The organism is Polaromonas sp., assembly GCF_012927415.1.
Taxonomy (GTDB): domain Bacteria; phylum Pseudomonadota; class Gammaproteobacteria; order Burkholderiales; family Burkholderiaceae_C; genus Polaromonas.
In genome coordinates, this window is the sequence record NZ_JABBPF010000208.1 from 11,499 (window position 1) to 24,618 (window position 13,120).

A 13,120-nucleotide genomic window follows, 5' to 3' on the forward strand; every position below is an offset into this window, starting at 1 on the left:
CTCGCTGCACGGAGCTGAAACAAGGCAAGGTATGAAATTATCAAAGGCGATAGCTTCAGATTTGAATTTATCAAATTTGAGATTTTTGAAACTCGCGTTCAATGCGCTCTTTGTCACCCGCTTGGTCAACAGCGAACCGCCAGGAGCCTCACGCTTTTTTTTCATGATCGGAATGATTGCAGCGGCTGGCGCATGGTCGTAGCACCAGCGTGGTCGTGGCATCAGCACCAACACCAGCGCCGTGGCACCAGCACCAGCGCCAGCATCAGCGTGGTCGTGGCATCAGGTCGTGGCGTCGCGCAAACGCTAAATATCGTTTTTGCAAATTTATGCAGAAACGAGTTTTTATCTTTTTTATCTGTCGCACCACCCGGACAGCCGGACACACTCTAAAGAGTTGTGTCCTGTCCGTCCGGGGTAAGTGAGGTTGTGGGGCCGGACAAAGCGGACATGTCCGGGTAATATCCGGTTTGTCCACCTCAAAGGTCAGGAATAGAAAACAAACCGTTCAGTTCGTACACGCGCCACTGCGCCTGCAACTCATCCACTGCACGAGTAAACGCCTTGCGCTTCGCGTCTGTCCGGTCGGTACGCAGATAAAAAGACTCCCTCCATGTGTTCCGACTAACCCCCGTGTCAAACACATCAGCTTTCAGCGCAGTGATTAACGCGTCCATTGCTTGTTGCTGGCTTGAGGTCAGAGGTTTCAGTTGAACAGCCGTCGCGGTCGCAGGTGCCACCACGCATGAGTTCATGTCTTCCCCATCGTCATCAAGCCCAAGGTCAACGTCCACCAAGCTGAAGCCGCGTAATCCGCCGTCCTGTCCGTCCTTGGACTTGGCTACCTTCCATTCCCGGCGCTCGCCATCGCGTGAGACTTCGATGGCGGCATCCAGGGCTGCGAACAGGGAACTGTGCCCACGCAACCCCCGGCTTGAATCCTTACCTGTGTGATGCACCAGCACCACCAGACCACCCGTCAGCGCCTGCAATGTTTTAGCGGCCTGCAATATGGCCCCCATATCCTTTGATGAGTTCTCATCGGCAGTAGGGGCAGCCCGGTTCAGCGTGTCGAGAAACACCACTGCACCAACAGGCACGGCGGCGGCCAGGTCTGCTACATCCTGCGCTTGGGTCAGCATGAACGGCTGCAACACCATAGACAAGACAGCAGGCAGGGGGCGGCCATTATGCTGTTCCCACGCAGCTACACGTAGTTTGAACCCGGCCTCGCCCTCAAGGGCGCAATAGACCACGGGCGCGGCGGTGACGCGGCAGTCGAACCATCGGCATCCCTCGGCGATGGCGGCAGACATGTCGAGCGCCAGGAATGATTTGCCGCTGGCGCTTGGCCCATACAGCCCGGCCAGCCCCACAGCGGGCAGCACACCACGCACCCGCCAGGCCAGCGGCGGCAGGTTGCGCAGGTCATCAGCCCCCAGCAGCTTGTAACGCTGAATATCCGCGGCTGTGTGCTTCACCACATACTTCTCATAGGCGCTGACCACGAGGTCAGGTATCTGGTTACGCCGCGCTTTCCATTCATCGCGCTGCACGGCGTGGTCCATCAGCGCCTCCAGGGCAGCTATTGCGGCTTTTTTTGTCATCCCGCCTGATACCCACGCGGCCGCCAAGTCACGCAAGCTATCGTGATACACATCTCCGGACAAAAGGCGCTGCACCAGGGCGGCCTGTTTTTCGTCAGTAGTGATGGTTTCAATCTCGCCCGTTTCCGGGTTGACCTTGACCCTTTTGGTTGCGGCGAATGCCTCCGCGGTGGCTCTAAAGCCCTTGAGCGGCGTTATCGGCCCGGCTTTGATGGTCTTGCCCGTCATCGTCAGAAAACGGCCCTTAGAGTAGAACTCCGCCTTCAGTCCATCGAGCGAACCATTCACCCCCTTGTCGAGTTGCTCGCCGTAACCAATGGCCCGAAGGCCAGTTCCGGACGGGCTCACTTCGATGTAGGCCGCCCCCAGTTTGTCGAGCAAACCCATCGCCTGAGTGCTTGGTTTTCCATCACTGACGCAATGGTCAATATCTACACCAACAAGGCCATCACCGTCCAGCACAAAGCCGATACCGGACAGACCACCATTAAGGTACGCGGCGTGTGCCTGCTCGAACGTGCCCCATGTTGCTGGTGTTGTTGAACTGGCGTTACCACCTCCACCGTGCGGCATACGGGGAATTTTTGTAGCTTTTTCACTTCCGCTTTTATTCTCATATCGCCACCCAACCCAGCGCGGCAGGGTTTTTAATTCAGCAGGCAGACGCTCGAATACTGGGGGAATGGCAGCTTGAATTTCGGTCATTGCGCGCCCTCCAGCAGAGCACGCTGAACGCTACCGGGCGTGAGTGAAAAAACCTTTTCAAGATGAATATCAATCGCTAAATCTGACGGGCAGGTTTCGGCCGATTGAAATAGTAGTCGACTGTCAATCCCTAGAGTGCCCGCTATTTTTAAAAATACAAAATCGAGCTTTTGCTGAACGTCGTGCATCGTCTGAGCAAAAAAATCAAGCTGACTATTCATGCGGTCGGTGCAGGTGGCACACACACGTATGTCGGCGCCAGGTAAGCGTATTTCACCACCTGAAGCTATGACCCACTGCCCACACGCGCCGCACCTATATTCTGGAATCTTTGATGCGTTTTTGGTAATCTCGGCGGCGGTCGTTGTGTTTTCGAAAGCCGTCTGGGTCTGTGAAGCCCGGGCGGCTTTTTCATTTGGCGGGGATTTTAGAGAAAACTCTTGCGAGTTTCTAGATAAGTCGCCGTAATGGTCACCGGCTCTCATGCTGCCTTGCCGTGGGCTTTTTGGGGCAAGGTGTTTGCCTCAGTCATGGATTCAAGCCATTGTCGGACAGCCCCCACCTGCCATGCGGTAACCCTTGCGGACAATTTCACAGGTGCGGGACACGTGCCGTCTTTAACTTTTCGCCACAAGGTAGAGTGCGAAAACGGCACGGGGGCCGCTGGGCTTCTGGGACTTTGGAGTAAATCTGTTTGGCGAATGTGTGCGCTGTTGGGCAGTGCATCAAAGGGGTGCTGCATAGGTATGTCCGGTGAAGGACTCCCTACGGCCACTGTGCCGTGTGCATTTGACGTATTCGCAAGCTGTCAGCGGGTGTCGTAGCTGACTGAACTTGGGCGCCCCCGCTTCATTTCCATCAAGCGGGTGATATGGAACGGGGATTGACGCCCCGCTACTTCTTAAAATTATACGACACAGCTTGTCAAACAAGCAGTGGTTGTGCCGCCACCTTTCAGGCTTTCTTGAGTTGGATGACCTCAGCACCAAGGCGCAGCTTGTCTAGGTAGTCGGCCCATTCAAGCATCATCTTGCGCCGCTGCTCCAAGAACTCGGCCCGGTCGTAGGCCATGCCAAGCGGCCCGGATTTCCCGTGTGCCAGCTGCGCTTCAATGACATCTGCCGAAATGCCGGGCATGCGCTCAATCATCAGCGTCCTTGCGGTGGCGCGAAAACCGTGGGCGCTCATTTCATCTTGGTTGAAACCCATGCGCCGCAGCGCTGCATTCACCGTGTTGTCACTCATGGGGCGCTCGCCCGTGCGCAGGCTGGGGAACACGTAGCGGCCGTGCCCGGTCAGCGGGCGCAACTCAGTCAAGTAAGCCAACGCTTGCGGGGCCAGTGGCACTAAGTGCGGCCGGCCGTTGATTTTCTGGTGAATGCGCCGCTTCATGTCCTGGCTGGGGATGGTCAACAAGGAATTGTCAAAATTCACCCATGCCCATTCCATTTGCCGGATGTTGCCGGGCCGCTGAAACAGCAAGGCCGACAGCGCCAGCGCCGCCCGGGTCATGGGCTGGCCCGAATAGCCGCCTATGGCCCGCATCAGCTCGCCTACCTTGAACGGCTCCAGGATGGCGGCCATGTGCTTGACGATGGCGGGTTTCAAAGCGCCTTGAAGGTCTGTCGCCGGGCTGCGCTCGCAGCGCCCGGTTTGAATGCCGTAACGAAACACTTGCCCCGAGGTCTGACGCAGCGTATGCGCTGATTCAATGGCCCCCCGCTTTTCAACCCGGCGCAAGGCGTCCAGCAGGACGGGCGCCGTGATGGTTGCCAACGTCAGCCCGCCAATATAAGGGAACAGGTCTTTCTCCAGCCCTCTGAGCCACTTTTCGGCGTAGCTGGCTGACCAGGCGTCGCACATGCTTTTGTGGAACTCTCGCGCCACCAGTTCAAAGGTGTTGGCCGCCGCAATCGCATCGGCCTGTTTTTCCTCTTTCTTGGCTGTGCTGGGATCGATGCCGTCTGCCAGCAGTTCACGGGCCTTCTCGCGCCGCTGCCGGGCTTTGGCCAGCGATACCGCTGGGTACACACCCAGGGCAAGGGTCTTGCGCTTGCCCGCAAAGCGGTAATTCATGCGCCAGTATTTGCCGCCCTTGTTCACCAGCAGGTACATGCCGCCGCCGTCGGTGTGCTTATCGCCAGCCGCGCCGCTGTGCTTGGTACTATTTCTCAGGAATGTGTCTGACAGTGGCACGAATCCTCCCCTTTGGCGGTATGTGGGATGTCGGTACTTGGACATACCGTCATAAATACCGCCTTTTTGGCGGTATGTCATAGTATCCCGTGAAACCGTGTGAGACAACAAAAAACCCGCCATGCCAATAAAAATGCGAGTTTTTGGGGGGTTGTGAGACGGTATGAAATGAAGGTCTGGTCTGCCCGGAGGGGATCGAACCCCCGACCCTCAGCTTAGAAGGCTGATGCTCTATCCAACTGAGCTACGGGCAGATATGAAAAAAGCCCACAAAGTGGGCTTTTTTGAAAGATTTTGGTCGGAGTACAAGGATTCGAACCTTGGACCCCCTGGTCCCAAACCAGGTGCGCTACCAGGCTGCGCCACACTCCGCCAAGACCGAAATTATAATGCCAATTGCCTCCGGTTTCAGCAATTCCCTTGATTTTTTTGCCTGCTACGCGTTCACCCTTCAACAGCACCGGGTTCATGCTCCACAACGCGGCACGAACAGTGCTGCCGGTTTCAGATTCTGATGAACCTGAACATCGGGAGGCAGGGACCGAGCGAAACACCGATTACGCGCTACGGATCGGAATGGTCCGTTGTCCAACGCGCGGCGTGCCCTGCCGCGTGAATTTTTGCTCAAACGCGGTGCGCCCTCAAGCTGACGTGGCAAATCGCCAATCCAGCAAGCATTTATCACGGCAAGGACGGCTTGTATGTCCAGTAAGTACTACCAAGGGGAAACCCCCTCCAAATCAGTTATCAATCCCAATTTGGTTGCAATATACTTCATATCATCGTCAAAAATGTAGCACTCGTTCAACCTTCTTCAGCACTCCACCTTGATGCAACTCAAGATTTTCGTAGGCACCGTGACCAGCACCGCCAGCTATGTAGCGCAGGAGATAAAAATGGAATGCGCGGATTTGGTGAGCAGTATCGAAGTCCGGCTCATGGACGACCTGGATATCAGCGTCTTTGCACCAGCAGAAGCAAGAGATGCACTTTACATCATATGCACATCGACTTATGGCATGGGCGATGTACCGGATAATGCCTTCGCGTTTTACGAATCACTGGATTTGCAACCCCGGTTTTTGGGCCATGTTCGCTACGGGGTGATTGCCTTGGGCGACAACAGCAGCCACTCAAAAACCTTCTGCTTTGGCGGCAAAAAATTCGATGCGCGTCTGCAGGATCTTGGGGCCCATCGCATGGGTGAAATCTGCTACCTCGATGCCGGAAACGAAGCGCTTCCCGAAATGCGAGCAGCGCAATGGTGCAGAGAGTGGTTGTCAGACACGCTGCGGACCATCTCCGTGCAGGCCCTCCATGGTGAATGACTGCCTGGCAAGCATCGATGCAAGGGTTAACAGGCGAGCGTGTCCAGAAATGGTTTATCCATTGACACTCTTCGCAAGGCTGTTATCAGAACCCCGGGTAACTCATAAGTTACTTTCGTGACCGAGACCGATAAACTGCTTTAAGCCTAAACTAAAAGGAGCATCTTCAATGTCCACTCGCCGCTTCGTTCTCACCCGCAGCGCTGCCATGATCGGCGCCGCATCGACCAGTCTGCTGCTGCCAGAAATTGCTCGGGCTCAGTCTGGCAAGGTGCGCGTCGGCTTCATGCTTCCCTATACCGGTACGTTTGCCCAGCTTGGCGTCGCCATCGAGAATGGTTTCCGCATGGCTATCAATGAACAGGGTGGAAAACTCGGTGGTCGCGAAATTGAATACTTCAAGGTAGATGATGAGTCCGACCCTTCCAAAGGCATCGAAAACGCCAACAAACTGGTTCAACGCGACAAGGTGGACGTGCTGATTGGCACAGTGCATTCCGGTGTGCAGATGGGTATCCAGAAAGTTGTGCGCGACAGTGGCGTGCTGAGCCTGATTCCGAACGCTGGAGTGCATGCCGCCACGAGGGGCTTGTGCGCACCGAACGTGTTCCGCACCAGTTTCACCAATTCGCAGCCCACACTTGCGCTGGGCCAGGCCATGGTCGCCAGGGGGCACAAGAAAGCAGTCTGGATCACCTGGAAATACGCAGCTGGCGACGAAGCATTCGAAGGTTTCAAGGAAAGCTATACCAAAGCGGGCGGCACCATCATCAAGGAACTGGGCCTGCCCTTCCCCAACGTCGAATTCCAGGCCCTCCTGACTGAAATCGCTGCGCTCAAACCCGATGCCGTAGCCTGCTTTTTCGCCGGCGGTGGCGCTGCCAAATTCATCCGCGACTACGCTGCCGCGGGCCTCAAGGGCAAGATTCCACTATACGGTTCGGGCTTCCTTACCGAGGGCGTGCTTGACGCCGCCGGGCCCGCCGCCGAAGGCATTGTCACGACCATGCATTACAGCGATTCGCTCGACACGCCGCGCAACAAGAAATTCCGCCTCGACTACGCCAAGGCCTTTCGCAGCCAGCCCGATGTGTACGCGGTGCAGGGCTATGACACCGGCTTGCTGCTGATACAGGGTGCCAATGCGGTCAAGGGTGACCTGAGCAACAAGCCGGCGCTGTATAAAGCCATGGAAGGCGCAAGCATTGACAGCCCGCGCGGCAAGTGGACCATGAGCAAGGCCCACAACCCGGTGCAGGACATGTATCTGCGCGTGGTAGAAAACAAGGAAAACAAGGTCATCGGCATTGCTGCGAAAGCGTTGTCTGACTCGGGCGCAGGTTGCAAAATGACTTGATGCATTGACATGGGAACGAGTGGGAGGTTTTAGGGCCTCCCATTTTTTTTAATGCCAACCGTCTTTTTTGACAGTTCAGGCCCTGCACTTTTACCGACGCGTACCCCATGAGTCTTCCTTTAAAAGCCCAGCGACCACTGCGATGGATTTAGTCAATTTTTTTATCCAGCTTTTGAATAGCGTGCAATATGGGCTGCTGCTGTTCATGCTGGCCGCAGGCCTGACGCTGATCTTCGGCATCATGGGCGTGGTCAATCTGGCGCATGGCAGCTTTTACATGCTCGGGGCCTACCTCGCCTGGTCGCTAAGCGCTCAATGGGGCAGTCTGACGCTAGCCATCTTCGGTGGGGCGGTGCTGTCGGTACTGTTTGGCCTCGCCCTTGAATGGTTGCTGTTTCGCCATTTTTATGAACGAGACCATCTGGATCAGGTCTTGTTGACCTTTGGCCTGATCTACATCTTTGAGGAAATGCGCTCCATCCTGTGGGGCGATGACGTACACGGGGTCACGATTCCTGACTTTCTCAGCGCATCGATTCCGCTGACTGACAATCTGTCCTATCCGGTTTACCGCCTATTCATTTCGGGCGTGTGCATTGCCCTGGCGACAGGTCTTTACCTGCTAATTTCAAAAACCCGCCTGGGCATGAAGATACGCGCCGGCGCCTTTAACCGCGACATGGCTGAAGCGCTGGGCATCAACATCAAACTGATTCATGCTGTCGTGTTTGCGTTGGGCGTGGGGCTTGCTTCTGTGGCGGGCATGATCGCTTCGCCAATTGCAAGCGTCTATCCCAACATGGGCTCGCAGGTGCTCATCATGTGCTTTGTCGTTGTGGTCATTGGCGGCATTGGTTCGGTGCGCGGCGCCCTGATCGCCGCACTGCTAGTAGGTCTGGTCGATACCTTTGGCAAAGTGCTGCTGCCGCAAGTGGCCGGCATGCTGGTGTACGTGCTGATGGCCGCAGTGCTGCTGTGGAAACCGGAAGGACTTTTCAAACAATGATGAACTACCTCCCAAACTTGCCGCTTCGCGTGCCAAGCTTCACGGACGAGCCAATTTTCGCCGGGTCGGCCATGCGAAAAATTGACCCTGTTTTGTCGATGCGGATTTTATGAGTGCCGCAAAAGCCAACCTCGAAATCCTGCCGCGTGGCGTGCAGGTGGCGCTAACACTGGGGCTGGCGGCGCTACTCGCCTTTCCGTTCGTCGGCACTGGCTATTACACCGAGATGGTCACGCGCATGATGATCATGGCGATTTTCGCGATGAGTCTGGACCTTTTGCAAGGTGTGACGGGACTGGTTTCGCTGGGACACGCGGCCTATTTCGGGCTCGCAGGTTACGTCCTGGCCTTTCTGACACCTCAGGGCGAGCCGGTGAGTCTCTGGTGGACATTGCCGGTGGCCGTGCTGACGTCCGGACTCGCCGCACTGGTCATCGGATTTTTCGTCGTGCGTACGCGCGGCATCTACTTCATCATGGTCACCATGGCCTTTGCCCAGATGGTGTTCTTCCTGTTTTTCGATAACAAGGTATTGGGCGGCTCCGACGGCGTGTACATCAACTTCAAACCGAGCACACAAATTTCAGCCTGGGTGCCATTCAATCTGGATAGCAAACCCGCGCTTTACTACTTCACGCTGGTCACGATGCTGATGGTCTACGCATTCTTGCGCAGACTGCTCTGGAGCCCGTTTGGTCGGGCGCTGGCGGGCATTCGTGTCAACGAGCATCGCATGCGAGCCATGGGCTTTGGTACTTTTGGCTACAAGCTCGCTGCCTTCACGCTGGCCGGTGCGCTGGCCGGGCTGGCGGGCTACCTGTGGGGCATGCAGACCGGCTTCATCAACCCCGAACTCATGGGCTTTCAAATGAGCGCACATGCCATCATGATGGTGGTGCTGGGCGGCATGGGCAATATCGCCGGCGCTGTTGTGGGGGCGTTTGCATTTGATTATTTGCTGCATGTTTTCAAGGATTTGCCACAACATGGCGACGTCAACCTGGGCAAACACTGGCAGCTCTGGATGGGCCTGTTTATTGTGCTGCTGATTACTTTTGCGCCGCGCGGGCTGTTGGGGCTTGCGGGACGTTTTGGCGACTCCCGGCGAAGCAAGGATGCGCAAACAAACCAGGAGGCGTCGCATGAGTGAAGTGCTACTTAGTGCGAAAAATCTCACCAAACGCTTCGGTGGCCTGGCGGCTGTTGATGACGTGTCGCTGGAGCTGCGGCGCAACCACATCCACGCGGTCATTGGCCCCAACGGAGCGGGCAAATCCACGCTGACCAACCTCCTGTCGGGCGATCTGCGGCCCACCTCAGGCTCCGTGATGCTGGCGGGGCGTGACATAACGGGCTGGAGCCCCGAAAAGATTTCAGTCCAGGGTTTGGGTCGCAGCTACCAGAAAACCAATATTTTTTTACCCTTCACAGTGTGGGAAAACGTCAGGCTGGCGTCGCAGTCACGCGAGCCCCATGCCGCGAACTGGTTCCGGCGCGCTGCAAAATTTGAAGCTATCAACATCCGGGCTGAAAAGGCTATCGAGCTTTCCGGCTTGAAAAATCGAAAAAAAAGCATTGCCGGTGCCATCAGTCACGGTGAGCAGCGCCAGCTTGAAATTGCCATGACTCTGGCGACCGGGCCGCAGGTGTTGCTGCTCGACGAGCCGCTGGCCGGCATGGGGGCAGTGGAAGCCGAACGCATGGTCGCGCTGCTCCAGAAGCTCAAAAAAGACCATGCCATCCTGCTGGTGGAGCACGATATGGACGCCGTGTTCACGCTTGCGGACCAACTCACGGTGATGGTGAACGGCCGGGTCATTGCCAGCGGCACACCGACGCAGATTCGGGCCGATGCAGGCGTGCAGGCCGCCTATCTTGGCGAAGAGGCCAGTGAAGCCCTGGAAGAGACCAGCGCATGAGCTCTGAACTGCTGATCAACGCCCAGAAAATCAACACCTATTACGGTGCCAGCCATATTCTTCGCGACTTGAGTTTTTCGGTCGCTCGCGGCGAAACCATTGGCCTCATGGGCCGCAACGGCATGGGGAAAAGCACGCTGCTTAAAAGCATCATGGGTCTGGTCAAGCCACGCTCCGGCTCCGTTCATATTGCCGGTCAGCCGATGACAGGGCGCCCGTCCTATGAAATTGCCCGCCTTGGGCTTGCCTATGTTCCGGAAGGACGAGGCATCTTCGCCAATTTGAGCGTGATGGAAAATCTGAAAATGGCAGCCCGCGCCGGCACGCGTGGCCAGCGTGACTGGACCTACGAGCGCGTACTCGATACTTTCCCCCGCCTCAAGGAGCGCCTGGGCCACGGAGGCCAGCAGCTTAGCGGCGGGGAGCAGCAGATGCTGACCATAGGCCGTGCGCTCATGACCAATCCGGACGTCTTGATTCTTGACGAGGCAACCGAGGGGCTGGCACCCCTGATAGCCCGGGAAATCTGGCGCATCTGCGGTGTCATCCGGGAAACCGGGATCAGCAGCGTCATAGTCGATAAAAACTGGAAGCACGTCAGCCAGATTGCCGATCGCAGCGTCATTTTGGTCAAGGGCGAGGTGGTGTTCCAGGGCAACTCTTCAGAACTACTCGCCAGACCTGAACTGTTGCAGCAGTATCTCGGCGTCTGAGGGCCCACGGAATCGGCACCGCCGGCGCATCAATAACACCAGCGCAATGGTGCCTACAAAAGCGGCCGTAATTCACGCGCTGCATTCAGCAGCACGGGCAACAGGTCATGGCGCAAACCCTCGATAGGCAGACGTTGCGGCGAAGTCACCACATTCAGCGCTGCTACCGTGCGCCCGCGCACGTCACGCAGCGGAACAGCCAGGGCATTGACCCCAAATTCGTGCTCTTCGCTGGCAACACAATAATCGTCCAGCCGCGCCTGATTGACCAGCGCCGTGAGCTTGCGAGGGTCTGTGACCGTGTGCAGCGTCAGCCGGGGAAGTCCACCGCCATCGGTTCTGATTTTCAGCCAGCTCTTGAACTGAGCTTTCGGCTTGGCCGCCAGCAATACGCGACCGGTCGACGTGGCGTGGGCTGGCAACCGGGCACCGAGATGCAAGCCATAGGCCAGTACCCTTGCGCTGACGGCTTTATCACCCGACGCACCCATCCACCCGAAACCGCTGCGGGCGACAATCACAACCTCGTCGCCATCGAGGACAACCACCGAAAACGAATTCCCGGTCTGCACGGCCAGCCGGTTGAGTATGGGTTGCACGGCGCACGGCAAACGTGCTGTGGCCAGATAACTGCCAGAAAAGCGCAGCACCTTGGCGGCCAGCCAGAAATAACTGCCGTCAGTTTCCAGGTAGCCCAGGTGCGTCAGCGTCAGCAAATGACGGCGCGCCGCCGCCCGGGTAATGCCTGCCCGCTCTGCGGCAAGGGTGGCATTGAGGCGCTGGCGTTGCGTGCCAAAACTCTCGAGTACAGCCATGCCCCTGGCCATGCCTTCAATCTTGTCGGCTTTGGCAATCGAAAAACTGACGGACCCGGACCCGGACCCGGACCCAAATGCGGTTTTGGTCGAAGGCATTGCGCGATCATCGCACAATTACCTCAAACATCGCGCAAAGACATTTGCCTGCCTGATGCACGGAAGATTTGGCAACCTATGCTCGTCATACGAGCACAATGCTTGAGCAGGCATGCCACTGGACAATGCGACTTGCTCGCCATTTCAAAGGACACAGACATGCGCACCCAGGTTGCCATCATTGGTGCCGGCCCCTCTGGCCTGCTGCTCGGCCAACTGCTTAACAAGGCAGGCATTGACACTATTATTCTGGAGCGCCAGACCAGCGACCATGTGTTGACGCGCATCCGCGCCGGCGTTCTGGAGCAGGTCTGTGTGGACCTGATGGACGAAGTCGGTGTCGGCCAGCGCATGCACCATGAAGGGCTGGTTCACGGCGGCTTTGACCTGCTGTTCAAGGGCCAACGGCACCGCATTGACCTGAACCGGTTGACCGGCGGCAAGAATGTCATGGTGTACGGCCAGACCGAACTCACGCGTGACCTGATGGATGCACGCAAGGCGTCAGGTTTGAGCACCATCTACACAGCCGGTAATCTGACGGTGCATGACTTTGACTCCCACCAACCCCGCGTGCGCTATGAAGAAGACGGTGTCAAGGGCAAGAAAGCCAATGAAATTGAGTGCGACTTCATCGTCGGCTGCGACGGTTTTCATGGCGTATGCCGCGCCAGCGTTCCTTCTGGGGCGCTCCGCGAATTTGAAAAAATATACCCTTTCGGCTGGCTCGGCATGCTGTCAGAAAGCCCGCCCGTACACGAAGAACTGATCTATGCAAACAGCCCTCGGGGTTTTGCGCTGTGCTCGCAGCGCAGCCAAACACGTAGCCGTTACTACCTGCAGGTACCGCTCACGGACAAGGTCCAGGACTGGTCGGACGAAGCTTTCTGGCAGGAATTGCGCCTGCGCCTGGACCCGAAAGCTCGCGAACAGTTGGTCACGGGCCCGACCATCGAAAAAAGCATCGCGCCGTTGCGCAGCTTTGTCACCGAACCGATGCGCTTTGGTCGCCTGTTTCTGGCCGGTGACGCCGCTCACATCGTGCCGCCCACCGGCGCCAAGGGCTTGAATCTGGCGGCCACCGATGTCAAATACCTTTCAAGTGCGCTGATCGAGTGCTATGAGGAGAAAAGCGAAGCGGGTATCGACCATTATTCGGAGCGCTGCCTGCGCCGGATCTGGCGTGCCGAGCGCTTTTCGTGGTGGCTCACCAGCCTGATGCATCGTTTCCCGGAAAACGGTGAGATGGGTCAGAAATTCCAGGAAGCCGAGCTTGACTACCTCATCAACTCCGAAGCCGGTTCGCGTTCGCTCGCCGAAAACTACGTCGGCCTGCCGCTCGATTTCGGTGAGTAAGCAGGCGCCTGGTTTGCTG

General features: G+C 57.1%; 12 protein-coding genes and 2 tRNA genes. 7 read left to right on the forward strand and 7 right to left on the reverse strand.

Features of this window, described 5'->3' with window-relative positions; all coding sequences use genetic code 11:
* Positions 1–479 precede the first annotated feature (479 nt).
* From HHJ19_RS17055 to HHJ19_RS17080, 6 genes are all read right to left on the reverse strand, one after another.
* On the reverse strand, positions 480–2,312 hold the full coding sequence (locus tag HHJ19_RS17055; protein ID WP_296909054.1) for an AAA family ATPase: 1,833 nt from the start codon (positions 2,310–2,312) through the stop codon (positions 480–482).
* On the reverse strand, positions 2,309–2,797 hold the full coding sequence (locus tag HHJ19_RS17060; protein WP_296909055.1) for a hypothetical protein: 489 nt from the start codon (positions 2,795–2,797) through the stop codon (positions 2,309–2,311). The genes HHJ19_RS17055 and HHJ19_RS17060 overlap by 4 nt, the downstream gene beginning before the upstream one ends.
* Positions 2,794–3,054: an AlpA family transcriptional regulator gene (locus HHJ19_RS17065; RefSeq protein ID WP_296909056.1), complete on the reverse strand. Its 261-nt coding sequence runs from the start codon at positions 3,052–3,054 to the stop codon at positions 2,794–2,796. Before HHJ19_RS17065 ends, HHJ19_RS17060 begins: the two co-directional genes overlap by 4 nt.
* Positions 3,055–3,266: 212 nt before the next feature.
* The gene (locus HHJ19_RS17070; protein WP_296909057.1) at positions 3,267–4,508 is read right to left on the reverse strand and encodes an integrase arm-type DNA-binding domain-containing protein; all 1,242 of its coding nucleotides are present in this window, start codon (positions 4,506–4,508) and stop codon (positions 3,267–3,269) included.
* A gap of 177 nt (positions 4,509–4,685) precedes the next feature.
* A tRNA-Arg gene (locus HHJ19_RS17075) sits at positions 4,686–4,762 on the reverse strand.
* Positions 4,763–4,803: 41 nt separating this feature from the next.
* Positions 4,804–4,880, reverse strand: a tRNA-Pro gene (locus HHJ19_RS17080).
* 458 nt (positions 4,881–5,338) lie between these two features.
* On the opposite strand from HHJ19_RS17080, the gene HHJ19_RS17085 reads away from it, so the two are divergent.
* The 6 genes from HHJ19_RS17085 to HHJ19_RS17110 all read left to right on the forward strand — a co-directional run bounded on the left by HHJ19_RS17085 (position 5,339) and on the right by HHJ19_RS17110 (position 10,831).
* A complete protein-coding gene (locus HHJ19_RS17085; RefSeq protein ID WP_296909058.1) occupies positions 5,339–5,836 on the forward strand; it encodes a flavodoxin domain-containing protein in 498 nt (165 codons plus the stop codon).
* A 169-nt stretch (positions 5,837–6,005) separates the two neighbouring features.
* The gene (locus tag HHJ19_RS17090) at positions 6,006–7,193 is read left to right on the forward strand and encodes an ABC transporter substrate-binding protein (protein ID WP_296909059.1); all 1,188 of its coding nucleotides are present in this window, start codon (positions 6,006–6,008) and stop codon (positions 7,191–7,193) included.
* 142 nt (positions 7,194–7,335) lie between these two features.
* Entirely contained in the window at positions 7,336–8,199 is an 864-nt protein-coding gene (locus HHJ19_RS17095; protein WP_296909060.1) for a branched-chain amino acid ABC transporter permease, read from the forward strand.
* Between the two features lie 109 nt (positions 8,200–8,308).
* Entirely contained in the window at positions 8,309–9,349 is a 1,041-nt protein-coding gene (locus tag HHJ19_RS17100; RefSeq protein ID WP_296909061.1) for a branched-chain amino acid ABC transporter permease, read from the forward strand.
* Positions 9,342–10,118 carry an ABC transporter ATP-binding protein gene (locus HHJ19_RS17105; RefSeq protein WP_296909062.1) on the forward strand — a complete coding sequence of 259 codons (777 nt, stop codon included), beginning with the start codon at positions 9,342–9,344 and terminating at the stop codon, positions 10,116–10,118. Before HHJ19_RS17100 ends, HHJ19_RS17105 begins: the two co-directional genes overlap by 8 nt.
* Positions 10,115–10,831: an ABC transporter ATP-binding protein gene (locus tag HHJ19_RS17110; RefSeq protein ID WP_296909063.1), complete on the forward strand. Its 717-nt coding sequence runs from the start codon at positions 10,115–10,117 to the stop codon at positions 10,829–10,831. The genes HHJ19_RS17105 and HHJ19_RS17110 overlap by 4 nt, the downstream gene beginning before the upstream one ends.
* 53 nt (positions 10,832–10,884) lie before the next feature.
* Here HHJ19_RS17110 and HHJ19_RS17115 read toward each other — a convergent pair whose 3' ends face one another.
* Positions 10,885–11,745 (reverse strand): IclR family transcriptional regulator C-terminal domain-containing protein, encoded by an 861-nt coding sequence (locus tag HHJ19_RS17115; RefSeq protein WP_296909064.1) that lies wholly within the window; start codon positions 11,743–11,745, stop codon positions 10,885–10,887.
* 159 nt (positions 11,746–11,904) lie between these two features.
* Here HHJ19_RS17115 and pobA point away from each other — a divergent pair, with 159 nt between their 5' ends.
* On the forward strand, positions 11,905–13,101 hold the full coding sequence (pobA, locus tag HHJ19_RS17120; protein WP_296909065.1) for a 4-hydroxybenzoate 3-monooxygenase: 1,197 nt from the start codon (positions 11,905–11,907) through the stop codon (positions 13,099–13,101).
* The last annotated feature ends 19 nt before the right edge of the window (positions 13,102–13,120 follow it).